This is a genomic window from Pseudomonas sp. PSPC2-3 (assembly GCF_049898265.1).
Taxonomy (GTDB): Bacteria; Pseudomonadota; Gammaproteobacteria; order Pseudomonadales; family Pseudomonadaceae; genus Aquipseudomonas; species Aquipseudomonas veronii.
In genome coordinates this window covers 253,227-277,097 of sequence record NZ_JAFCXJ010000005.1, presented here as the reverse complement: position 1 = coordinate 277,097, position 23,871 = coordinate 253,227, and the positions used below count along the sequence as shown (strand labels likewise).

The window sequence follows — 23,871 nt, the reverse complement described above, 5'->3', positions numbered from 1 at the left end:
CTCAAGCATGAGTCAGGCTCTCCTTGAGTCGGCAGCGCGTCATCAATGCCTGCTCCAGGCGCACACCGCTGCCGTGTACAGCGTCACTGGCCAAGCCATGCAAGTTGCTGCCACTGAGGTTGGCCTGCTCCAGGCATACCTTACGCAAGCGGCCGTTAAGCAGGTTGGCGCCAGACCAATCAGCGCGACTCAAGTCACATCCCGACAGGTAGACACCTTGCGCGACCAGCCCGACACCGTCGGAATCACTCAGGTCGCAACCGCTCAGCAGCGCGTCGTTAAGCCGTGCGCCGCGCAGGCTGGCGTGATTCAGATCGGCGTCTTGAAAACTGGCAGCGGTCAGGTCGGCATCGTCCAGGCGCACACCCGGCAAAACGCAGTGAGCGGCCAGGCGCAGGTTCTGCAGGTTGCACTCGCGCAAGTCCAGGTCGCGGCCCACCACCTTGGCGAAATCGGCTTTGCTGAGGTTGGCGCGGCGCATGTCCGTCGCGTCCAGTGTGCAGTCGTAGAGCTTGGCTTTGTGCAGGTTGCTGTCGGTGAGTCGTGCGCCGCTCAGGTCGCACTTATTGAGGCGTAGTTTGCTTAGATTGGCGTTGCTCAGTTGAGCCTTGTCGAGGCTGCATTCGTTGAGTTGGGCTTGTTGCAGGTTGGCTTCGGTGAAATCAGCAGTGGAGAAATCACAGTTCTGAGCGCGGATATCGATCAAGCTGGTGCCGCAGAACGAAGCGCCTTGGCATAGAACCCTATGAAACATTGCGTCCTGCAAGCGCGCCTTGCTCAGATCCGAAGCACCCAAGTCGCAGTCGATGAACTGACAGTGGCTCAGATCGGCGTTCTGCAGTCGAGTGCCATTGAGCTTGCAGCTCATAAAAGTGGTATTTCTCAGGTCAGCGCTGCTCAGATCGATTTCGCAAAGATCAAGGCTCTCCAAACTGAGGTCTTGCAGCGTCTTACCTGCCGCGTGCAATGCCAGCAGCCGCTCACGGGTCAGACTGCAGTATTCAGGAAGCGGGAGAATGGGGGCGAATTGGATTCGATCAGCCGCCAGCGCTTTGTTCATGGTGCTTAAAACACGGTCTATCTCAGCTTCCACGGCTTGAGACTCTGCTATGGCGGCAGTCAGTTTTTCCTTGGCTTGCGCCTGCTGGTCTGGAGGCAGCTCCAGGCGCTCAAGCATGTCCATGATATCGACCTTCGGTGCTGGCTGTTTAGCACGCGCCAACGCTTGCTCTGCATCTATGCCCAGCCGGGTCATCATCTGCTGGGCATACTCCATGCCTTGGGCCTTAGCCTTGGCGATTTCCGAATCAATTTCCAGCGCCAATGCCTCGGGGTCAAAGGGCTTGAGGGGGCGCATCGGTTCGCGCATCAGAACCGTAAAGTCCGTTTTCGCTGATGGTGGGTAATCGGTTGGGTTGAAAGGCAGGTTCATGCGAGTCGCCATCATCTGAGCGTATTGCATGCACTGCTCATGAGTTGCGCTTAACTCTGCATATTGCGCATCCGCAACGGCCTGCAAACTGGCGATTATCGGCCCGGAGTCGAACGGGGTTGGTTCGACAGGCGCAACCTTGACCGACTCGACGGGAGGGCGTGGCCAAAGCCGCTCAATCCAGACTTGCGCGTCCAGCACGGGGTCACCCGCTCGCTCGAGGGCCATAGCCAATTTGACGATATCTTGCGCATCTATATCGAGTACCGGTACTTCGACGCGGTACAGCAGAAGAGCACTTTGCGCATCAGGGAACAGCCATACCGTATCCAGGTCCATCGACATTTCGGTAACGGGTACACGCTTATCCGCACGCTCAATAAACAGCCGTGGCCGCAGGCCCGGCAATCGCCCGGCGACCCGGGCCTCGGTAGGGTGCATGCCTGAGATCGACCAGGCTTCGTCGCCACGCCAAAAACCGGCATTGCATTGGTCCTGCGCCACTTCATCGAACCAGCGCGCATCAGTATCCGTCGGTAAGAATGGGGCGCGATAAGCAGTCCAATGCTCGTCAAGGGTGCCCATATACTGGCGGCGCTCAGCGCTTTGTACTGGCAATGGCAAAAAACTCGCCAGGGCTGGCCGATCATCGGGGTCAACAACTGTGGCATTCGCCACTTCCAGTTGTGCCAACGGCATTCCTTGCGCGGCGTCCACCTCCGGATAATGGCCTTTGCCTGTCGGATTATCTGGCCACTTATTACCGCCATAAGCGCTTTCAAAGTCCAACGGCAGGTTATCCAGTTGACCGCTCACAACGGACGTCCAACCCAGAGGCCCTTTGCGCCATTGCCGCGGCGCGAGTACATGCAATGTTTTTTCCATATCCCCCAGACGCACCCGCACCGCCATGCCACCCCGTTGCACATCGGTCAACGGATAAGCCTTACCCTGTACGGCAAATGTGCCTCGACTTTTCTTTAAACCCCGATCAAGCATCTGCTTGCCAAGTCGCTCGGTTAACCAGGCCCAAGTTTCCCCAGCGGCCATTACCTGATCTTCAGCGTCCACCAGCAGACCCAGGGTGACGACCACGCAATGAAGGTCCAGTGGTTTGGCATTGGCGAGCAATAAAAGGCTGGCCTGTTCACATTTGAGCTGCATCGGACTCTCCGAATAGGAAACTTACGCCTCTTTTTTTCCGTATCACGGCGCGGCAGCGGGCGGCGCAGCTGCATCGCCCGCTGCCGCGACCGCATCGGCGGCGCCATCAAGCAGGCCAACGGCGCCGTTTACAACCGCATTGGCTCCGCCCGCGGCCACTTTCACTGCAGCAAGACTTGGGCGTGATGCTAGCTTCAGACTCAACAGGCTGGGGCTGGGGGCTAGTTCAAAACACGGAAACTCCTGTACTTGATCCGACGTGATCGTTGCTCCCACTATAGTGCCGCTGACTCTCATGAACTTATTAAAAAAGGCGTTACCGCAGACTTCTAAATCCCCATCCACAAGAACATCACCAGTAACATGCACCTGGCCTTCAAGATGTATGATCTTGTCCGACTTTATGACAATCCCTGCCGCATTGATAAGTATGCTATTCCCACCCAGCTTAATCTCATATGAAGTTACATTTTCATGGCAGTAAATATCCGTATTCTTCAACTCCATCTTTGAGTTGGATGCTCGAACTATATGCATTCCTTTCAGATATTCTGAATTTTTAATACTCGCCTTATGATACTCCCAGGCACTGTTGCCAACGCTTTTCTTATACAAGCTGTAGTCAGCCGAAAGCGAAACCAATCCAAGTTTCACTGACACGCCAACCCCGTAGAGAGAGAGACTTCCGCTGGCTATATTTACGTCACCCTTCAATTGAAGCATTGAAGTTGTAACGTCTAATTTTGTGCTCAGCTTTGGGTTGGTTATTGCATCTTTGAAATTATCAAATCCGCTTTTCTCTGATGCGCTATTTGTTGTGCTTGGCGCGGAGGCAAGCTTGCTGCTACTTGCGGGAGTGGGAGGCCGATCTTTAAAGTTGGCACCCATCAAACTCTCTGAAGAGCTCGTCCCCGCCACCGGGGCCGGCGCATGCCCTCCCCCTATGGATTGCCAATAAACACCTGGCACCTGATGCTTATACGAACTGGACGCCAGCTGCATATGCTTGTCCGTGCGCAAATGCGCCCCACTGACATCGCCCTCACCCAAGGTAAAACTACAACCGGTGGACGCCCCCATCTTCATCATCGGCCCGGACGGGCTGTCTTCCATCGCAAACAAATGCCCACCGGGAGTGCTCAAGCCACTTTGGGTCGCGTTTTCGCCGGTGACCACATTGGGATTCTCGGAGTTGGGCACACTACCGGTGATCACCGGGCGGTCCGGGTCGCCGCCCAAGAACGAAACCAGCACTTCCGTGCCTTTGAGCAGTGGGAAATTCATGCCGTGGCTCGAACCACTGGACAGCGTGGCCATACGCAACCAGGCCGAACCACGCGTCGCATTCTTCTCACCGCGAATGAACGGGAAACTCACCCTGTAACAACCATGCTCATTGAGCAGCGGCCGACCGGTATCTTCATCACCATCCACCACCGCACTGAGCACGCCCTGCACATAAGGCCGCGGTGTCACACAGGGTGCGCGGAACTGCACGTCGCCGGGCAAGGCGATAAACCGCGTGTTGATCCCCTGCCCCGGCCCTTCCCCCTCCGACCCCAGGCCCGGCAACGGCTGATAACCGTCGTGGTGAACTTCAATTACCTGATAACCGGCATTGAACAGCGGACGCGGGTGGCCGACTAACAGCATCGGATAACCGGCGCGCAACCCCGTGGCTCGACCGCTGCCATGAAACTCCCGTTGACGGCAACCGATGGCCTGGGCGCGGCGATTGGCCAACCATTGCCCCTGTTCGAGCGAACCGAAGTGCTCGCCATACAACCCTTGCCCGCCGATAAATACAGACGAACCGGAGACGGCCTCTCGTTGTGCGGTTGAGGCATCTGCGCCAAGGCTGGCAGCTGCCACCGAAGCATTGACCTCTAACTTCAACTGCGCGTTACTCGCGGAAAAGTCCTGGAGCGTGACCCCCGCCGCTTGCCGCACGAGTTTGCGCTCGAAGGTCCGCGCCACCGCCAGGACCCGGCCTACATCCAGTTCCGAATCTTGGCGGCGATAGGTCAGCAGGCTGGGGAGTTGCGGCTGGTACAGTCGGTCGCCACAGAACACCAGCGCCTCGCCGTCAGGCCCCTGCTCAAAGAAGTAATACACGCCGAAATATTCAAGAAGACGTGAAATAAAGGCGAAACTGGTTTCTTCGAACTGGCAGGTAAACGTCGCCTGAGTCAGCGGATCATCGGCCAGCGGCAGGCGGATATCGAAGTCATACGCCGCCCCGGGCAAACCGTTCATACCCGGCCCTTCGACAGTCAGGTCGGCCAACTTGAGCACGTCGCGAATCAGCTCCGGCAGACTTTTGTCCAGCCAGATTTCCGAAAAGCGGAAATGCCGCAACTGCACGAAGCGCGGTTCCAGCACCACGCGGTAGTAGTAATACAAGGAATCGGCGTCGAGATAATCCACCTCCGTGACCACACCCTGATAGGGATGCGGCTGCCCCAACGCATCGCTCAGGGTCAATACCGCCCGGTTGCCCAGCAGCGCTTCGTCGTCGAACAATGAATTGATCGTGGCCAGCCGAACCTCGAAGCGATAGGGCTGAGAGAGCTGTTCCTCGCCCTGCCACTGCTGCACCCATAATGTTTCGAGCAGCAGCGAGGGTGCCAGGCTGGCAAAAGTGCAGAGTGCATGATCATTGAGAGCCATCAATCAATCCTTGTTCTTCAGTCGGTAAACGAGCGGTCACTCTAGGGGCTCAAGCAGCGCTTCACGCTCGGGTAAAGACCTGATCGCATCGACGTCTTGCGTGGTAATGACCCACTCGCCGCGCGCATCCACCGCCACATGCAAGCCGGCCAGGGGCCGCTGATCGGCAATCGACCCCAGCAACACGTCAGACAAACGCGGCGTCAGGCTTTTACGCAAAATAAAGTCGATATTGCGCGCCCCGCTCTCCACTTCCGTGCAGCGCGCGGCGATGGCGTCGGCGACCTCTTCTGCAAACGTCAGACGGACTTTCGACGAAGCCAGCAGACGCTCGCTGAGCCGGCCCAGCTTGAGGCGCACGATGCCCGCCAGTTGCGCGCCACCCAGGGTGAAGAACGGCACGATGGTCATGCGCGCCAGCAGCGCCGGTTTGAAATGCCGGGACAGGGTCGGGCGGATTTTTTCCGCGAGGGTGTCCGGGTCGGGCCGCCCGTCGACGCACAGGTTCTGGATTTCTTCGGTGGCCAGGTTGCTGGTCAGCAGCACCACGGTGTTGGAGAAATCGATCTGCCGCCCTTCGCCGTCGGACAGGCTGCCCTTGTCGAAGACCTGATAGAAAATGTTCACCACGTCCAGGTGGGCTTTTTCCACTTCATCGAGCAACACCACCGAATACGGACGCTTGCGCACCGCCTCGGTCAACATGCCGCCCTCGCCGAAGCCGACATAGCCGGCGGGCGAACCCACCAAGCGGCTGACGGTGTGCTTCTCCTGGTACTCGCTCATGTTCACCGAGATCATCGCCTGTTCGCCGCCGAACAGATGTTCGGCCACGGCCAGGGCGGTTTCGGTCTTGCCGACCCCCGACGGCCCGACCAGCAGGAACACACCCAACGGCTGTTGCGGATCGCGCAGGCCGGATTGCGCGGCCTTGAGGATTTCCGCGATCTGCTCGACGGCGGTGTCCTGACCGCGAATGCGCGTCTTGAGGTTGTCGGCCAGGGCCAATACGCCGCCCGCCGCATCGCGCAGCACTTTGCCCAGCGGCACGCCGGTCCAGTCGGAAACCACCTGGGCAATCGCATCGGGGCTGACTTCGGTGAACAGCAACGGCGCGTCGCCTTGCAGTGCAGCCAGGGTTTCACGGGCCTGATCCAGCTCGGCCTGACGTTCCTCCAGCGAGGCCAGTACCTGCACAACCTCGCCTTCGGCCGAAACCGGCAGATCCTGTGCTTGCCGGGTCAGTTGCTTGCGTGCTTCAAGGACACGCAGCGCCGCGTCGCGCTCGGCCAGCCAGCGGACTTCCAGCGCAACCCGACGCTCGTCAATCTCAGCCTGTTCGTCGGCGATATCCGTCAGGCGCTGGTCTTCTACGGGAAAACCATTGCCACGGTCGCGCTCCAGTGCGCTCTGTTCACGCGTCAGACCGGACAACTGCCGCTCCATGCGCTCCAACTCGGCAGGCTTGATGCCCAGGCCGATGCGTACCCGGGCGCTGGCGGTGTCGAGCAAGTCGACGGCCTTGTCCGGTAGCAAGCGCCCGGTGATGTAGCGATCCGACAATTCGGCGGCGGCGACGATGGCGTCGTCACGCACGCTGACCCCGTGAACTTTTTCGTAGTGCCCCTTGAGCCCGCGCAGGATCAACACTGCGGTTTTGACACTCGGCTCGTCCAGCTTGACCAGTTGGAAACGACGCGCCAGGGCCGGGTCTTTCTCGAAGTACTTCTTGTACTCCGACCAGGTCGTGGCGGCGATGGTGCGCAACTCGCCACGGGCCAATGCGGGTTTGAGCAGGTTGGCCGCATCCGAGCCACCCGCCGCGCCGCCGGCGCCGATCAGCATGTGCGCTTCGTCGATGAACAGGATCACCGGCGTGGCGGAGGCCTTGATCTCTTCGATGACGCCACGCAGACGGTTTTCGAACTCGCCCTTGACGCTGGCGCCCGCTTCCAGCGCACCGAGATCCAGGCTGAGCAAACGTGTGTTTTTGAGGAAGTCGGGGACTTCGTCCTGGCTGATCAACAACGCCAGGCCCTCCACCACGGCGGACTTGCCCACACCTGGCTCGCCCACGGCGATGGGGTTGTTTTTACGCCGCCGGGCGAGGATGTCGATCATCTGGCGAATCTCATCATCGCGCCCGAAAATCGGGTCGATGCGCCCCGCCGCTGCCTTGGCGGTCAGGTCTTCGCAAAAGCGCGCGATATTGTCTTCGGCTGCGGGCGCACTGCCGCCGGCGCCGGCCAACGAAGCAGAGGCCGCGCCGGTCTGCAGGCTGTCCAGCGGACCTTCGCTGGAGCCGCCCAACAGTTGAGCGAACTCTGCGGTCAGGGCATCGGTGGAAATCGGCTTGAGCAGTTCGCCGTAACGCGTGCCAGCGCTGTAGTAGCCCAGGCGCGATACCAGCGCCAGCAGCAGCGAACCACCGCGAATCCGCCCGCTGCCGACCACCAGCGAGGCAATCAGCCAGGCGTCCTGAATCCATTCGGTGAGCAGGCCAGCGAACACCGGACGTCCCGGGTTGCCGTTTTTCAACTGCGCCAGGCCCTCATCCAGCAGCGCACGCAAGCGCATCGGATCGATCTCGAAGCGCGCGAGAATGCGCGTCGTATCGGCATCCGGATCTTCCAGCAACTGGCGCAGCAGGTGCTCCAGGGAAATCTCGTAGTGAGCGCGCGCCAGGGTCTGGCCCGCCGCGTTCTCCAGGGCCTTGGTGCTGTACACATTGAGCCGTGCGAACAGCGGTTTGAGTTCTACCTGAATCATCTAGCGAGCCCTCTCTTCGAGCATTGGTCCGTGTTCGGCCGTCAGCATGAATACAACGTCGTCCTGTGTGTCTCCGTCACCGAGCCAGGTATCCAGGCCCAGCCGCTGCCAGCCGCCGCCCAGCGAAGCGCACTGCTGCTTATCTGCCGCAAGACGCATGACCAGACGGCTGCGTAGCGGTGTCTGCAAATACAATCCCACCAAGCGTTCGAGCTTTTGATACAGCGCCTGCCCCGGCAATAACCCGTGAAAACGCTCGGTACTCAGTGCCGTCAGGCGGATATCCAGGGTGCCGCTGCGGTCCATGACTTCACGACCGAGCAGGCTGTTTTCGCCCAACACCCCGCACTGCGTGCCCAGGTAAGTGCGTGCCGTGCGGTCGATCCGCAGGCGCGTCTCGACACACGGCACGACTTCCACCGTCACATCGCTGAGTACCGCCTTGACCAACTGCTGCAGACCCAGGGCCGAGCGCGGGTACTGGTTGAACAACCCGGCATACCGCAGCAAATCGGTGGATTGATCGCGCTGCTCCGGACGCGCATCCGCAATGCCGATCAGCGCCTGCAACTGACGCAGGCTCTTGACGTCGCGCCGCTCGGTAATGTCGATCCAGATCCGGTGCTTTTCCCAGGCACGGAACAGCAACGGATAGAGCGAGGCATGCAGGATGTCGAGAAAGTCACGTCCCGCAGAGTGGCCCAGCAGTTGCTCGTCGATCAGGTCTTCGGTGTAAAACGTCGGCAACGGCGAAGTGACGCCATACAGCCCGAAGAAGTTGGCCTCGATCCGATAGCGACCGTCGTCGTCCTGCTCGATCCCTTCGATATCCCGCAGCGGAAACCCGAGCCCCAGCCGCGGCCGGACCCGCACGTTGTCGACGAAGTGTTTTTCGCTCGGGAAACGTAACCGCAACAGGCGCAAGGCCTGGAAAAACCCGAACTCGCCGCCGTCATCGAGCAGCGGATCGATCACAACAGGCGTTGGTGCCCGATCTTCGCTGGCCATTTCAAGGTCTCGTGGTTGACGCTGTCGAACAGCGTGAAGGCGGTAAAGCTGTTGATGGCCGTACAGCCGGCGAAAAACTCATCCAGCACGCAACCGAACAGGTAGAAATTGCCGGGGCTGAGGAAATAGTCGCCCCGGCACTCGACCCGGACCACACTGCCTTCGATCGGCAGCCCGCGAATAAAACGCCGCTCGTGGCTGACGGTGACTTTTTCGATGGCATCGATGCGCCGCTGGTTGGCGTCCTGGGCCCCTTCGCCGACGCTCGGCAGATACAGCGCGAGCAGGCCGCGCAGGTAGTCGCGATCGGCCAGGCGGAAGTGGTTGGCATTGAGCTGCGAGAGCATGCGCCACAGCAACTTGTCGTCGAACTTGGGCGGCTGGCACGGTGTGATGCCACGGATGCTCTTGAACTCGACCCTGGGCGGCGTGTTGTCGGTGGGCTGGTTCAAATCGCCCAGGCGCAGGCTTTCCGGCAGCTTGCCATTGGTGCAGAGCAAGCCGATGGACAAGGTCATCTCGCCCGGCACTTTGCCTTCGCTGTAGGGCAGGCTCAGATAGTGGTCATAACCTTGGGCATCGATGCTCGAGGCGCGGATGCGCAGGTTATACGTGTCGCGCTGCGAGAAGGTATTGAACGGTTCCAGCAGCCGCTCCCCGCCTCCGGCGGAATAAGCACTGACCTTGAGCACCGAATGAATCCGCATGCTCATGCGCTGGCCATGGTCGGCAGGCTGGATGCGATAGTCGACTTGCTTGTGGTCGATGCGCAGCGGGTGTGCGTCCTGGGCGAACAGATTGATCGCCGGCGTCACCCCCAGCAAAAAACTGTTGGCCGACAGGTTCGGTGTCCAGTCCGGCAGGTTCTCGAACATCAGGCGCACGCTGAAGCGCCCGTCTGCGCCTCTGGCTCGCCACTGTTTGAAGCCGCGAAGCTCGATAAACAGGAATTTCTCGGGCAGCGCGAAGTATTCCTGCAGGCACCGATAGGCCGGGTGCGCGGTATCGGGAAACGGCAGCAAGGTGTTGCTCGCATCGAATCCCAGGCCACGCAAATGGCTGGCCGGCAATACCGTCATGGGCTGCTCTTGCGCAGAGATGCGAATCTCGCGCAGGTTGAGCTGCAACAGACGCAATAACTTGGAGCCATCGACCAGGCCATCCCCCAGATAGAAACGCAGGCTGTCGGCCAGCCAGCTATTCGGGTCAGCGGTGGTAAAAGCGAAGTCCAGGACCAGGCTGCGCTCTTCACCGGCGCCGCCGTCCCAGCGGCTGCCGAGCAGTTGCAGCGGTTCCAGGTCGACCGCCGCGGTACTGCTAAAGCGCACGCGCTGGCCATCGACCGGTACCGAGGCAATTTCGCAGCCGGGCTCGATACGCGTAACCTCCTGCAATGCCGTGCGCGGCTGAAATTGCAGCAGCGTCAGGCAGGGCAACGGTTGCAGGTAATGGGGATAGAGCAGCTGCGCCAACTCTTGAATGAACTCGGGAAACTCGTCATCCAACCGTTGGCGAACCATCCCGGTAAGAAACGCCACACCTTCGAGCAAGCGTTCGACGTCCGGGTCATTGGCCGAGTCCACCCCCAGTAGCGGCGCCAGGGCCGGGTTGCGGCGAGCAAACTCATCGGCCAGACGCCGCAGTTGGTTGAGTTCACTTTGATAATGGCTGTTGAGCATGACTTAGTGCATCGCCAGGGACACGCGACCGTCCGAAGACACACGCGTTGCCAGGTGAATAGGAATGTCCCGGTCATCGATCGACACCACGCCCTCAAGACTGAAACTCAGCGACAGCACTTCCTGGGCACCTTCGGCGACCAGGATGCGCGGCGATTTCAAGCGAGGCTCGTAGCGGGCGATCATGCGCGTCATGTTCTCGATTATTTGCGTGGTCTCGCCGGTCGCAAACGAACCGGCCAGATTGGTGAAGTCGGGTACGCCAAACTCGGCGTCGATCGGCACGCTGCCGCGCCGGGTATTCAAAATGCGTTGCAGATGCTGGACGATCGACTGCGTCAACACTTCAGCCTGGGTCAGGTGCGTGCGACCGGTTTCGGCCTGCAGGCTTGTGATGCGCTCCAGCAATCGCTTTTCTCTCAACGCGGTGTACCTTCTGCAATAACAAGAACACCGCCCTGGACCAGGGCGGCATTGAACTGTCGAGCCTGGCTTACGCTTTTGGCGCCAACCACGAGTCTTCGGCTTCGATACCGTCCGGCACCCAGGTCCAGACGATTTTTTCGTAGGTGATGCCGATGTCTTCCATATGGCCCATTTGCTTGAACTCAGGGCTCAACACGTTCGGCACCCAGGTGCGGGCCGAAACGAGCACGGCATTGCTCAGGGTGATGGTGTAGTACTTTTCTTCGGTGCCTTTAGGCGAGATCCGATAGAACTCCAACACAACAGACTTGAGCTGCTCGCCGGAAGTCAGGGCTTGCAGCAGCTTTGGAGAAGACTTATCGATTTCCTTGGTCAGGGTCATACCCTGGTGGACACGCTTGCCGGCCGGCAGGCCGGTCTGCGGGTTCTTGGGAATATCGATCAGGTGTTCGACGGCCTGAACAAGGATCTTTCCTTCATGACCGGTAACCGTGCTGGAACCTTCGATCTTGCCTTGGTTCTGGCCTTCGATACTCAAGTAGCATGGCATTGGCATAACGTGTACTCCGGGTTTAATCAGTGAGTTTTCAGGCATCGATCAGCGCCTCTGGCCCTGTCTCGCTGCGTTGAATCCATCTTATGGAAACGCCGAGGCAATGACCCTCGGGTGAACACCTGAATGGGCAACGGCGGCGTTGCCCATTCGCGCTACCGATCAGCTCTTGTCGAGCTTGCCCACCAGCGACAGCGTGAAAGACGCGCCCATGTACTTGAAGTGCGGACGGACTTTCAAACCGACGCGGTACCAGCCTGGATCGCCTTCGACGTCGCTGACGGTAATCTCCGCCTGACGCAGTGGGCGACGGCTGCGTACACCGGCGGCGGGGTTATCCATGTCGGCCACGTACTGGCGAATCCAGGTGTTGAGTTCCGACTCCAGGTCGCCACGCTCTTTCCAGGTGCCGATGTTTTCGCGCTGGATGACCTTGATGTAATGGGCCAGGCGGCTGACCACAAAGATGTACGGCAGTTGGGTGCCCAGCTTGTAGTTCAGCTCGGCTTCCTTGCCTTCTTTGTCATTGCCGAAGAACTTGGGCTTCTGGCACGAGTTGGCGGAGAAGAACGCCGCGTTATCGGTGTTCTTGCGCATGGTCAGTGCGATAAACCCCTGCTCGGCCAGCTCGAACTCGCGGCGCTCGGAAATCAGCACTTCGGTCGGGATCTTGGTCTGGGTTTCGCCCATGGCCTCGTAGTTGTAGATCGGCAAATCACCGACGGTGCCGCCGCCCTGTGGGCCAATGACGTTGGCGCACCAGCGGTACTGGGCAAAGCTGTCGGACAGGCGACTGGCAAAGGCAAACGCAGCGTTGCCCCACAGGAAGTCCTGGTTGCCGCCACCGACGTTCTCGTTGTAGCGGAACGTCTTGGCAGGGACCGTGTCTTCGCCATAGGGCGTGCGCAGCAGGAAGTGCGGCAATGTCAGGCCAACGAAACGCGCGTCGTCGCTTTCACGAAAGGCATTCCATTTGGTGAACTGCGGCCCCTCGAAGACGGCTTGCAGATCCTTGAGGTTGGGCAGGTCGGCAAAGCTGTCGATGCCGAAGAACTGTGGTCCGGCCGCGGCGATGAAGGGCGTGTGGGACATCGCCGAAATCGCGGCGACCGACTGCAGCAACTTCATGTCCTGCGGGCCGGGGTTGAACTCGTAGTTACCGATGATCGAGCCGAACGGCTGGCCGCCGAACTGGCCGAACTCGGCGGTGTACACCGCCTTGTACAGACCCGAACGGGTGATCTCCGGCGCATCCTCGAAATCTTCGAGCAGCTTCTCTTTGGACACGCTGAGGATTTCCAGCTTGTTGTTCTCGCGAAAATCCGTGCGGTCGACCAGAAACTTCAGCGAGCGCCAGGACGACTCCAGCTTCTGGAACTGCTGGTGGTGAATGATCGCGTCGACCTGCCGGCACAGCTTGGCATCCAGCGTGGCGATCATGTCGTCGATCAACCCGGCGCTGACCTTCTCGGCCTGCCGGGCCGGCTCGAGCAGTTCGGTGACAAACGCTTCGAGGCCCTGACGGGTGACGGCATACGCCTCGTCGCCCGGCTTGACGCGCGTCGCTTCCACCAACTGATCCAACAGGGAAACCGACTCGACCGCCTGGCCGGTCGTGCTCGCTGCCTGACTCTTTTCTTCGCTCATGGGTTATTCCTTGTCCTTTACGCCAAGTTCCGAGAGCAAACGCTCGCGGGCCCCGTCATCGTTCATCAGGGCCTGCAGCTGCTTGCGAAACTCCGGCAAGTTACCCATCGGCCCTTTCAAGGCCTTGAGCGAATCCCGCAGGGCGATCAGTTGCTGCAACTCGGGAACCTGGGCCACGATGGCATCCGGCTCAAAATCGCGAATGGACTGGAAGGTCAGCGAGACCGGGATCTGCTCGTCCTCCGGCGCGTTTTCCGCCAGATGATTGGGCACCGCCAACTGCAGGCTCAGGTTCTGGCCCTTGAGCACATCGGTGAAGTTGTCTTTGTCGACGCGGATCGGTTTGAGGTCTTCAACCGGCGTGTCGTCTTCACGCAAGGTGAAGTCGCCGATCACCAGTTGCTTGAGCGGCAGCTCGACCTGTTCCTGCGCGCCGCCGGTGTCAGAGCTGTAAACAATATTGACGCGCTCTTTAGGCGCGACCGAACCTTCACTAGCCATTAAATCTCACTCCTGTTTACCGGACTCGCTCAACGCAGCCGTTAGAAAACTCATGGCATGGATATGCACACGCCTGCCAGGTATTGCCTGTTGCCCATTCAACTTGCCGGCGGGCTGGCCAAGCGCCAGAACGCCGGCAAATCCATTGCCGCCAACTGTTGCGCCCACAGCGCTCTCGAACCGCCGTCGTCATGCGCCAGTGCCAACTCCAACAACGGCCGGACCAGCTCCGGCTCCCAACGATCGAGGCCCTGCTCCGTCGCTTCCTGGAGCAACACATCCAAGGCAACACCCAACTGAGCGCGCGGGTCGAAACGCTGTAGCAGATGGCATTGGGCAGCGCGCAGGCGAAACCGCTCGCGGCCGCTGCCGGCCTCTCGCACGGCGGCCTGCAAACGCGCCAACGCTTCGTTCAAACGGCCTTCGGCGGCATCACGCGCGACTTCATCGATCAGCGTTTGCAGCCCATCCGTGGCGCCGCTGCCGGCCGCCGGTGCCAAACCTTCGAGCCAACTGCGGGTCGCGCCGTCGGCGAACGGCTGGCCGTCGGCGAATGTCAGCTCGACCAGCGCCGGCAGGCGCGCCAGAAAATGACGGGTTTCCAGGGCCAGGCTGGCAGCACCGGCCTGCGCCGCCGAACCGAGCCTCAAGAGCGCGGCGTGACTGGCCCGATTGAGGTCCAGCCAGCACGGATAACTTGGTAACCGACCTTCGCAAAAACGCACGATGTCCAGCGGCTCGCCAACGCTCTGCAAGCGGCTGAAACTTTCGAGTTCCGCGTCCGAAGGCGGCGGCACGCGTGTTGTGTAGCCTTGCGCAGGAGGGACCTGCTCCAGGGTCGTCCACGCCAATTGACGATTGAGGCGAAACAGCAACGGCAAGGTCGCCCGAGACTCCAGGCAAAACCCCAGCAGCGGTGCAAGCGCGGCAAACACGCTATTGACCGCGTTCTCGATGGCTTCATCGCTCTCAAGACGGCCCAATGGCGGAGCCGACACCAGGGCCGGGAGCGGCGCCGAAGGGGCGTGCGCAACCGGCGTCGGGAGCGCTGTAGGCGCATCGACTGCCGCTGGAACCTCTTCCGCCGTCACCGCTATTGGCTCGACACCCGCTTGCACGGGCAACTGCGATAGACGACGACGCAACGCAAAAAAGCTTGGGCCGTCGGCGTCACGGTCGCGCCAATGGCGATCGATAGCGTCCCAGTCTTCGAGCAACTGCGCCAATTGTTCTCCGGGCACCGCTTCGAAGCTGCCTTCAAGCTTCACTGCAAGCCACTCGAGCATCCACTCGGCCTGGTTGCGCCGGGCACGCAATCGAGCCGGCGGCGGGGTCAGGGTCTCCCAATACAGCTCAAGCATTTCGCGCACTATATGCACGCCGGTCGCCAGGCCGGAAATGCCTTGCAGAGTGGTCCAGGCACATAACAACCAGACCGCGGCATTAAAGTCCTTGCCCTCTTCTCGCAGCACTTTTACACAGGCATCGGCGACTTTCTGCCAATCCACTCCGGACTCGGCGTGGATATTGTTCAATTTATCCACTTCGATTTGCGCGAGGGAAAAAGCCAGCCCTTCCCGAGGATTAACGCCAGCAGGATGAGTCAAACTGATCGCAAACGAACCTACTTCCCGGTCGAGGCAACTCATCCGTTACTCCTTACTTCAATAGGTTGTTTGATACATCGTTGCCGCGTAAAAAAAATCGCCGCCGATGCCGGGTTGATTTATGCAGCGGTGACGATCTTCATTGATTGATCCAATGCCTGATATTTCGCCCACCGCGGCTGTAATCCGCTAAGCCAAAGCCCCGCGCGTTGGACCGTCGGACAAGCATGTGTCAGCCAAGGCGCCGGGGCCATCGGGTGAACACCTGAAGTACTCGCCGGTTTAACGTACCCGTTCAGATCATCGCGCCGAAAATAACAAGACCAATACCCAGCGCACTTTGCTTGAGAAACAAGCGCACGCGTTCACAGCGTGGAAACACATAAACGCTGTCAAATTCGAATTCGCGTCAATCTATCAAGCGCCTTGCAGATGGCTTGACCCTGCGTTGCAACTTTTCAATTATTTTCAGGCGCCCGGCCCCGCTCTTGCCGCCGCCAGAAAGTGCGCAACAAGTTGGATACAAGAGGGATTGTCATTACTTTCATGGAGAAACCGGTTATAAGGAGCACAACAACCCATTCTGACTGGCTGCCGCTAGGCAGCACGGACGTACAGTGGGAAGATGCAACGCCTGTTCACGGGGCGTGAACATAGGCTTTCCGGGTTGTAGTGAATCCATGAACAAACCAGCCTCACTCATATGCGCCCCTAAACACGTCGGCTCCAGGCACGCCCATGATCACTTCGAGGTCAGCGCCGAGCCGGTTGCCAACCAACTGCTGGCCTGGCGTGATCGGGTCGGACACGTCATCGACGTCCTGCCTACATCCCACGCAACCACCACGCCCTTCAACGCGAGCATTGACCGCTACAAATTGGGTGATCGCGTTTTCACCGACTGCTCAAGCGACGCCTTGTTGCTCGACCGTTCGATTGCGCGCATCTCTACCGACAAGGTCCGGGACTATGTTTTCCAGGTCTTCACCCAAGGCGCAATGGAGTCCATTCGAGGCGGCCCCCAGGAACATGGCGCGTCCGCCAGGGCGAGCATCGTTGCCATGGACATGAACCAGCCGATCAAAATGAGCCGGGGGCGTTGCCGCGTATTGACCTTCTTTGTCTCGCGCCCGGTGGTGGAAGCGGCGCTGCCGCATGCCGAGTCGATCCACGGGCGTGTCTTCGAGAATACGACGCCTATGACCCAATTGATGATCGAGCACGTCGAGGCGTTTTCCAGAAAACTGCCGGTTATCAGCAGCGCCGAGGCCGCGTCGACATTCGATACCGCCGTTCAACTCATGCTCGCAGCCTTCTCGAAACAGGCCAAGCTGGGTGGGCACGTGCGGGCGGCGGCGCGCAGTGCGATGTTCGATAAAGCCAGGCGTTATGTGCAGAACAACCTGTATCAACCCTGGCTGACGCCAGAGTACGTGCTGATGGCCATGCAGCTGCCTCGCGCCACGCTCTACCGTCTGTTCCAGCATGAGGGAGGGTTGGGTCGCTACATCCTCAACTGCCGCCTGCGTGAAGCCGCGGACGAACTGGTGCGCTATCCGGACCGCCAGGTGATTGAGATCGCCTACAGCCTGGGCTTTAACAGCGCATCGGCGTTTACCCGCGCGTTTCGTCGTCGCTATGACCTGGCGCCGCAGGACCATCGCCTGATGGCGGCACAGCGAATGGGCAACGCTATGCCGGGGCACCGTAACGTCGTTGGCCGAATCGATCAGTGAGCCGGCTGGCGCGCTGGAAATTTCACCAGTGCGAACAGGCTGACCAATAGCGCGCCCAGCAGATACCAGGAAGGCGCCATTGCGTTCTGGGTAACTCCGATCAACCACGTCACAAAAAACGGGCAGAACGCCCCGAAAATCGTCACGCCGAAACTGTAGACCATCGACATCCCCGTGGCGCGGTGATGCGCCGGAAAAGCCTCCATGATCATGACGGTAGCGACGCCGTTGTTGCCCATCGCGACAGCCGAATAGATGCCGATGATCAGCAAGGAAGCCAGCTCGCCGACCCCATGGGTCAAGGCCAGGAACACCGGATAGACCAACAGGATGCTGAGGATCATCGTCACGTATTGGGTCGGCTTGCGTCGCGGCAGCCGGTCGGCGAACCGCGCAAACAATGGCGCGGCAATGAACAGCATCGCGCTGGAAAAGCACGCCGAAAGCAAGCTCATGCTCGGCGACAGGCCTAACGTGCGGACCAGATAGGTCGGCATGTAGAGCACCATCAGGTAGATGCTTGCGGTGGGGGTTGCCATCATCAAGATCCCCAGCAATAGCTGGGGGCGATGGTTTTTCAGCAAGACACGCAGCGACGGCGACTGGATACCACGCCGTGTTGTCTCCACCATATTGCGCCGAATGAACCACCCGAACGGCGCAATCAAAAGCCCAAGCACGAAAGGAATACGCCAGCCCCAGGCCAGCAACTGTTCGGGGGTCAGCAATGCGGTCGTGGTGGCACCGACAACCGCCCCCACCAAAACCGCGGCCGCCTGGCTGGCAGAACGCCAACTGACCAGATAGCAGCGTTGATTGCGCGCCGCCAACTCCATCAGCACCACGGACGACACGCCGATCTCCCCTCCGGTCGCGAACCCTTGCAGCAACCGCGAGAGCACCAGCAACACCGTTGCGGTGACGCCGATCGATGCATGCGTCGGCATGAACGCGATCAAGGCGGTACCGGCTGCCATCAATAGATTGGTGACATTCAAGCCGGCTTTTCGCCCTTTGCGGTCGGCGAGGTTGCCGATCACGATTGCGCCCAGCGGGCGCATCGCGAAACCGATGCCAAACGTCAACAATGCCATCAGCAACGAGGCGAACGAACTGTCCGATGGGAAAAACAGCTTGCCGATGATCACGGCAGAAAAGCTGTATACCGTGAAGTCGTAGATCACCAGGCCATTGCCAACGACTGTCGCCAGTATCACCTTCTTCGATTGCCTGAAGGTCACCGGACAATCGCCAGATTCAAGATAAGACATTTAGGCCGAGGTCCCGTCGAGTCAATCAAAGTGCGCTGGGTAGCGAACACGTGGGCCCAAAAGGCCCCTCATGGGCACGTTGGGCGCTAACAGCTCGATCGACGGGCTATTGATTTGTAGTAGCGTCCTGGCGGGAGCATCCTACGGAACAATATCAGGCTTGTATGTACCCCTTTTATAACGCCAGCAGGCGCGCACTCACTGCGGCTCCGCGCCGCACGCTTGATGTCGGAAGATCACGAGCGCTCGCACTGATTGACCCGTTGAGCGCCTTTGACGATCGCCGAACCTATCAATCAGCCCGCCGCTCTTTCCCCCACACGGTGACGTGACACATTCAACGCCACCAACGACGCCAGGATCGCCATCACCATCCCCGCAAGAAACCCACCGCTATACCCCGCCTGCGCAGTCAACCCCACCAGCAAGGTCGAAGACAGCATTTCCCCCAGATCACGCGTGCTTTGCACGGCGGTCATGTCCGTACCGGCCTGGTCGCTTTGCGCGGCGAAGGCCATGGAGGCAGTCATGATCACCACCGAGGTGGCGCCGGTCGCGAACGAGCCCAGGCCCACGGCCAACCAGATCAGTCCGGTTTGCGTGGCAAGCATGCCGTTGGCTTGCAGCAGCCAGGTCAACGCGGCAGCGCCGGCCATGCCCACCGCCAGGATGAACGTCGGCCACAGCCCCAACACCCGGATCAACCACGCACCACCGCCGCAGCCGAGGACGATGGTGACCACGCCGCCGCTCATGCCCAGTTGGCCGATAGCCTGCAAGGACCAACCGGCGTCATTCAGGAACAGCTTTGACAAGCCAAAACCCGACACTGACGTCATGGCCGACAACAAGGCGAGTACCACCAGCGCCAGCGCCTTCGGCCGCTTGATAAACCGCCATAATGAGGCATGCGCCACATCTGGCTGTTTTTCCTTGGCCGGTGCCACGTGCAGCCAGCCGACGCACACCAGACTCAACAGCGGCACCAAAGCCAGCAGACTGAACGCGCTGGTTTGCCCCAGGTAGCCGCTAAGCAGCAAGGTGCCGGCGCCGCCAACGAAGAAGCCGACCATGGTGCCGCCCACTTGGATGGCGTTAATCCGCGCGAGCATGTTGCCGCTAAAGTACTCGGCCGCCATGCCGTCGGTGGCGATGTCCTGGGTGGCGCTGGCCAGCGAGGCAACAATCAGCAGGCCCACGGCGATGCCTGCCGTCTCGACGCGCGGGCCGATGCTTGCCAGGCAGGCAATGCACAGCAGCACCAGTATCTGCATGGGAATGATCCAACTGCGGCGCCGTCCCAGGCGTGGGCTCCAATGGTTATCCACCTGGGGCGCCCAGAGGAACTTGACCACCCACGGTATCCCCACCAACGGCAGGAAGGCCAAGGCGTGGAGCGCCGCGCCGTCATGACGCAGCAGGGTCGGCAAGGCGTCCATGGCGATGCCGAAGCAAATGCCTTGGGACAGGTACAACAGTGCAAAGGTCAGCACCATGCGCCAATGTTTCAACAGATCCAGCATTACAAGTCTCCCCTCAGGCAACATTGGCGGCGGCAGCCCGTGCCGCACGCGTAAAAGAAATCAGGCGCCGCAATGCCCACAGGGCACTGGCCGCGCACAGCAGCAACACAAGATCGATGGGCCACAGCGGCACGCTGCCTTGTTTCAGGCTGCCGGCCAGGTGCAGCAGCGCCGCCGCCAGGAAGCCCAGGCCCATCACGGCCAGCAGCAGGTGCAGCGGTTGACGCCTGGGGGGCATCAGGCAGGCCAGCAGCAGGCTGGCAAGCCAACCGCCCCAGAACCACCACGCCAGGTTGGCACTGCCCAGCGCCCCCGCGCAGAGCAATACCGCCGTGGCCGCCAGCAACCCGCCACCGCCGCCGATCACCAGGCGCAGTAGCACCTGCCAACCGCCGCCGGCCTTGAGGCGCCGACGCTCCAGCCACAGGTACAAGCCGCTGAGCACCAACCCCGCCGCCGCCAACGCCATGCCGAAATGCACGGCACGCAGCAGTGACCCGCCAACAGGCACCCAGCGGTAGTCGGCAAAGTGCAGCGGCTGCACCGCAATAAACGCCTGCAACCACAGACCGCGCCCGCTGGCGCTGCTGGAGCCGACGGCGAGGCCGTCAGCGGCGCGATAGGCATGCCGTTCAAAGACGGCCGTACTGGGCAGGCCTTGTTGGATACCACTCACTTCCACCCAGGCATCCGGCTCACCCCAGTGGTGCAAGGCGACGTTTTGAGCAGAGAACCCCGGATGGGCGACGGCGTCCTCGCGCAGCAACTGATCCAGATCGACCGCCGGCGCCGAAGCCGTTGTTCGGTCGACCTGCGGCGGCGCCCCCAGCAACTGCATGAACGCTTGCTGCGGCGCGCCCGGGAACGCCTGCGCGGCAAGCCCCAAGGTGCCGAGCGCCCCCAGGCCGGACAACGCGCCAGTGATACCAAACAGCAGCAACCAGGGCCCGCACCAACGGCCGATCAGGCTGTGCAAGTCATGGGCGAACACCCGTGCCCCACGGTCGCGCCGCAGGCGCTTGAGGTCTTGCAGGCGCCCACTGTGTAATGCACTGCCTGCCCAGATCATCAGCAACAACACCACGCCCAACAAGCTGATCAAAATCCGGCCGGGAAAACCGATGAACAGACTTTTGTGCAGGTTGAACAGGATATCCGCCGCGTTGCCTGACGCCAGCTCACGGCCGCTGACGGGGTCCAAGGCGACCGTGCAGTCCTTGGGCGATGCACACAACTCGACCACCGAGTGGTGGCTGTCCGGCAAACGAATGCGCAATTCACCGAGCGCCAGGCCGCGCTCGCGAGCGATAGCCGGCCATTGCGCGACCGGTAGCGCCGGCCCGTGAGCCAACGCCGCCGGGCCGCGAAACCAGGCGCGCAAGTCTTCATGGGCCATGCTCCACGCCCCCGTCAGCAGGATCACGAACAGCAGTACCCCAAACACCCCGCCTGCCCCGGCGTGTACACGCTGAACCAATGCCCTAGGTGCGCCCATCAGGTTCATCGCCAGGCTCCATCCCAAAGCAGCCAGGGCGTAAACAGCAGCAGCCAGACGCTGGAGCGACACACCACGCGTTTGCGATCCGGCGCCAGCAACGACCACAGCAGTACCGTCACCAGAAACCCCAAGCCCAGGAACACGCCGGCATACAGCCGCTCCAGCCCACCGCCCCACGGATAATGCCGCGCCAGCAGGACGGCCAGTTGCAGGCTGCTGAGCACACTGCCCGCCAGCGCCAGACAAATGCGCAGCGGCCAGGAACCGAGGGCCGGCGCGGCCATCAGAACGTACCTCGCAGGGTCAGATTGAGGCTGCGCGGTTCGCCATAGCGGTTGTTCCAATTGACGTTGGACAGGCTCTGGTAGTACTTGCGGTCCGCCAGGTTGTTGCCGTTGACCGCGGCAGTCCAATGCTCGTCGATGCGGTAGGCGACCCGCGCATTGAGTAAGGCATAGCCGCCCTGCTCCAGGGTCACAGCGCCGGATTGGGTGGAGTAATCACTTTGCGCCTGCACGCCGGCACCGACGCTCCAGCGGCGGTCCTGCCACGGCAACTCGTACTGGGTCCACACCCGCGCCATGTGGCGCGGCGTGAAGCTGGCATAGCGCTCACCCGAAGCGTTGGTGTCCTTGAGGTACTCGGTGCTGGTGTAGGTATAACCGGCGGAGACGTTCCATTCGGGGGTGATATAACCGCTGCTCTCCAGCTCGAAGCCCTGGCTGCGCACCTTGCCGCCGCTGATGTAATAGGTGGTCGGCCCCACACCCGGGTGGTCCGGATCGACCTGCGGGTTGTTCTCCAGGTCGATACGGAACACCGCCAGCGACACATTCAAACGCCCGTCCGCCAACTCGCCCTTGATCCCGGTTTCATAGGTCTTGCCCTCCACCGGTTTGAGCAGGTCGCCGCTCCAGGTTTGCCCGGTCTGCGGCTGGTAGACCTCGGCGTAGCTGGCGTACCACGACCAGTTCTGCGCAAAGTCCCAGATCAAGCCGCCATACGGGGTTATTTCCCGGCCGGGGGTGAAGTGGCTGGTCGGCGCGTTCTGGTCCCACCAACTGGCCCGGCCGCCGATGACCAGGGTCAGCGGATCGAGCAGTTTGTAGCGGGTCAGCGCGTAGACGCCCTTGGAGGTGGTCGTCGTGGAACCGGGCGATGTGTAGGCGCCGATCCCGGGTTTGGGCACACTGCTCGGGTCCCAGCGATAGACATTCACCGGCACGTTGAGCGGCGTGGTGAACTGGGCGGTGCGCTGCTCGGTTTCGCCGTGGCTGTAGTTGGTGCCCAACAGCAACTCATGGCTGCGGCCAAACAACGAATACGGCCCATTGACCGAGGCATCCACGCTCTTTTGAGTGCTGCTGAATTTATACGCAGCGCCCATCAAGCGACCGCCATCGCCAGTGAGCGGGTCGATGGCGCCAAAAGCACCGGCATAGCGCAGGCTTGAGTCGGCATCCTGGTATTCGGCGGCGACCTTGGCTTTCCAGTCGTGATCCAGTTGCTGCTCAAGAGAGCCGAACACCCGGCGCGTGGTCCACTTGAAGCGGTCCCAGTCCACGTCCAGATAGGTGGAGCGCGACAGGTTCAGGCTCGACCCGTCCTTGGCCATGGGCACGCCGGCCATGTTGGTCACCGAATCGATGGTCTGGTATTGCGCGCCCAGGGTCAGCAGGGTGTCGGGGCTCAGGTCGAATTCGGTGATGCCGTAGAGCAACTGGGTGTCTTGCTTGCCGACATCGTAGAAGTAGTCGCGATCCTCGTAGGCCGCCACCACGCGCCCACGCACGTTGCCAGTCTGGGTCAGCGGCCCGCCGACATCCACTTCGCCACGGTAACGGTCCCAGGTGCCGCCGCTGAGGGTGGTGCTGGCGGCGAATGCCTTTTGTGGGCGCTTGCGCACCAGGTTGACCGTGGCCGCCGGGTTACCGCTGCCGTGCAGCAAACCATTGGAGCCACGCAGGATTTCGACGCGCTCATACACCGCCATGTCCTGAGGCGAACCGGCGGTTTCACCGAGCATCGCCGGCACGCCATCCAGTTCGAAAGAGTTGATCTTGAAGCCACGCACGTAGTACGCGGTGGTCAGCAACTGGAACGGCTGCACCGTCACGCCAGTGGCCTGCTGCATCACTTCATCGAGGCTGAACAGGTTTTGCTGCTCAATGCGCTCATGGTCGATGACGCTCACCGACTGCGGCGTTTCCCGCAGTTTGAGCGGTAGCTTGCCGATGGTGGTCACGCCGGGCGGGGTCACCTCGCCCGAGGTGTCGTCACCCGCGACCTTGATGTCAGGCAATTGCACGGTCGCAATCGCCTGTGCCAACGGGCTCAGGCCCAGCACCAGCACCATCCCCAGTTGCGCCCCATTACGTTGGAAACCC

Annotated in this window: 16 protein-coding genes; 1 reads left to right on the top strand and 15 read right to left on the bottom strand. The window is 60.9% G+C overall.

The genetic code is table 11. The features are described from left to right. Position 1: 1 nt before the first annotated feature. From ACP7E3_RS13795 to tssA, 10 genes are all read right to left on the bottom strand, one after another. Entirely contained in the window at positions 2-2,596 is a 2,595-nt protein-coding gene (locus ACP7E3_RS13795) for a DUF2169 family type VI secretion system accessory protein (RefSeq protein WP_426123391.1), read from the bottom strand. A 42-nt stretch (positions 2,597-2,638) separates the two neighbouring features. Further along, positions 2,639-5,266, bottom strand: a complete 2,628-nt coding sequence (locus tag ACP7E3_RS13790) for a type VI secretion system Vgr family protein (RefSeq protein WP_426123389.1) — start codon at positions 5,264-5,266, stop codon at positions 2,639-2,641. Between the two features lie 36 nt (positions 5,267-5,302). Further along, positions 5,303-8,035 carry a type VI secretion system ATPase TssH gene (tssH, locus tag ACP7E3_RS13785; RefSeq protein ID WP_426123387.1) on the bottom strand — a complete coding sequence of 911 codons (2,733 nt, stop codon included), beginning with the start codon at positions 8,033-8,035 and terminating at the stop codon, positions 5,303-5,305. Beyond that, positions 8,036-9,043 carry a type VI secretion system baseplate subunit TssG gene (gene tssG / locus ACP7E3_RS13780; protein ID WP_301556195.1) on the bottom strand — a complete coding sequence of 336 codons (1,008 nt, stop codon included), beginning with the start codon at positions 9,041-9,043 and terminating at the stop codon, positions 8,036-8,038. Continuing rightward, complete coding sequence (gene tssF / locus ACP7E3_RS13775; protein WP_193040417.1) at positions 9,007-10,722, bottom strand: type VI secretion system baseplate subunit TssF; 1,716 nt, start codon at positions 10,720-10,722, stop codon at positions 9,007-9,009. Before tssF ends, tssG begins: the two co-directional genes overlap by 37 nt. Positions 10,723-10,725: 3 nt before the next feature. Beyond that, entirely contained in the window at positions 10,726-11,145 is a 420-nt protein-coding gene (tssE, locus tag ACP7E3_RS13770) for a type VI secretion system baseplate subunit TssE (RefSeq protein WP_226926231.1), read from the bottom strand. Positions 11,146-11,215: 70 nt separating this feature from the next. After that, on the bottom strand, positions 11,216-11,704 hold the full coding sequence (locus ACP7E3_RS13765; RefSeq protein WP_017849099.1) for an Hcp family type VI secretion system effector: 489 nt from the start codon (positions 11,702-11,704) through the stop codon (positions 11,216-11,218). A 159-nt stretch (positions 11,705-11,863) separates the two neighbouring features. Further along, positions 11,864-13,348 (bottom strand): type VI secretion system contractile sheath large subunit, encoded by a 1,485-nt coding sequence (gene tssC / locus ACP7E3_RS13760; protein WP_017849098.1) that lies wholly within the window; start codon positions 13,346-13,348, stop codon positions 11,864-11,866. A gap of 3 nt (positions 13,349-13,351) precedes the next feature. After that, positions 13,352-13,849: a type VI secretion system contractile sheath small subunit gene (tssB, locus tag ACP7E3_RS13755; RefSeq protein ID WP_017849097.1), complete on the bottom strand. Its 498-nt coding sequence runs from the start codon at positions 13,847-13,849 to the stop codon at positions 13,352-13,354. 98 nt (positions 13,850-13,947) lie between these two features. After that, complete coding sequence (gene tssA, locus ACP7E3_RS13750) at positions 13,948-15,498, bottom strand: type VI secretion system protein TssA (RefSeq protein ID WP_426123383.1); 1,551 nt, start codon at positions 15,496-15,498, stop codon at positions 13,948-13,950. A 638-nt stretch (positions 15,499-16,136) separates the two neighbouring features. Here tssA and ACP7E3_RS13745 point away from each other — a divergent pair. Further along, on the top strand, positions 16,137-17,192 hold the full coding sequence (locus tag ACP7E3_RS13745) for a helix-turn-helix domain-containing protein (RefSeq protein ID WP_169881074.1): 1,056 nt from the start codon (positions 16,137-16,139) through the stop codon (positions 17,190-17,192). On the opposite strand, the gene ACP7E3_RS13740 is transcribed toward ACP7E3_RS13745, so the two are convergent. From ACP7E3_RS13740 to ACP7E3_RS13720, 5 genes are all read right to left on the bottom strand, one after another. Next, on the bottom strand, positions 17,186-18,463 hold the full coding sequence (locus ACP7E3_RS13740) for an MFS transporter (protein WP_046383439.1): 1,278 nt from the start codon (positions 18,461-18,463) through the stop codon (positions 17,186-17,188). The genes ACP7E3_RS13745 and ACP7E3_RS13740 overlap by 7 nt on opposite strands. Before the next feature lie 296 nt (positions 18,464-18,759). Then, positions 18,760-19,986, bottom strand: coding sequence for a RhtX/FptX family siderophore transporter (locus tag ACP7E3_RS13735; RefSeq protein ID WP_426123380.1), 1,227 nt, complete (start codon positions 19,984-19,986; stop codon positions 18,760-18,762). A 13-nt stretch (positions 19,987-19,999) separates the two neighbouring features. Then, positions 20,000-21,490, bottom strand: coding sequence for a PepSY-associated TM helix domain-containing protein (locus ACP7E3_RS13730; RefSeq protein ID WP_426123378.1), 1,491 nt, complete (start codon positions 21,488-21,490; stop codon positions 20,000-20,002). Beyond that, the gene (locus ACP7E3_RS13725; RefSeq protein WP_034097888.1) at positions 21,487-21,768 is read right to left on the bottom strand and encodes a hypothetical protein; all 282 of its coding nucleotides are present in this window, start codon (positions 21,766-21,768) and stop codon (positions 21,487-21,489) included. The genes ACP7E3_RS13730 and ACP7E3_RS13725 overlap by 4 nt, the downstream gene beginning before the upstream one ends. Further along, positions 21,768-23,840, bottom strand: a complete 2,073-nt coding sequence (locus tag ACP7E3_RS13720) for a TonB-dependent siderophore receptor (protein WP_017849090.1) — start codon at positions 23,838-23,840, stop codon at positions 21,768-21,770. The genes ACP7E3_RS13725 and ACP7E3_RS13720 overlap by 1 nt, the downstream gene beginning before the upstream one ends. Positions 23,841-23,871: the final 31 nt, after the last annotated feature.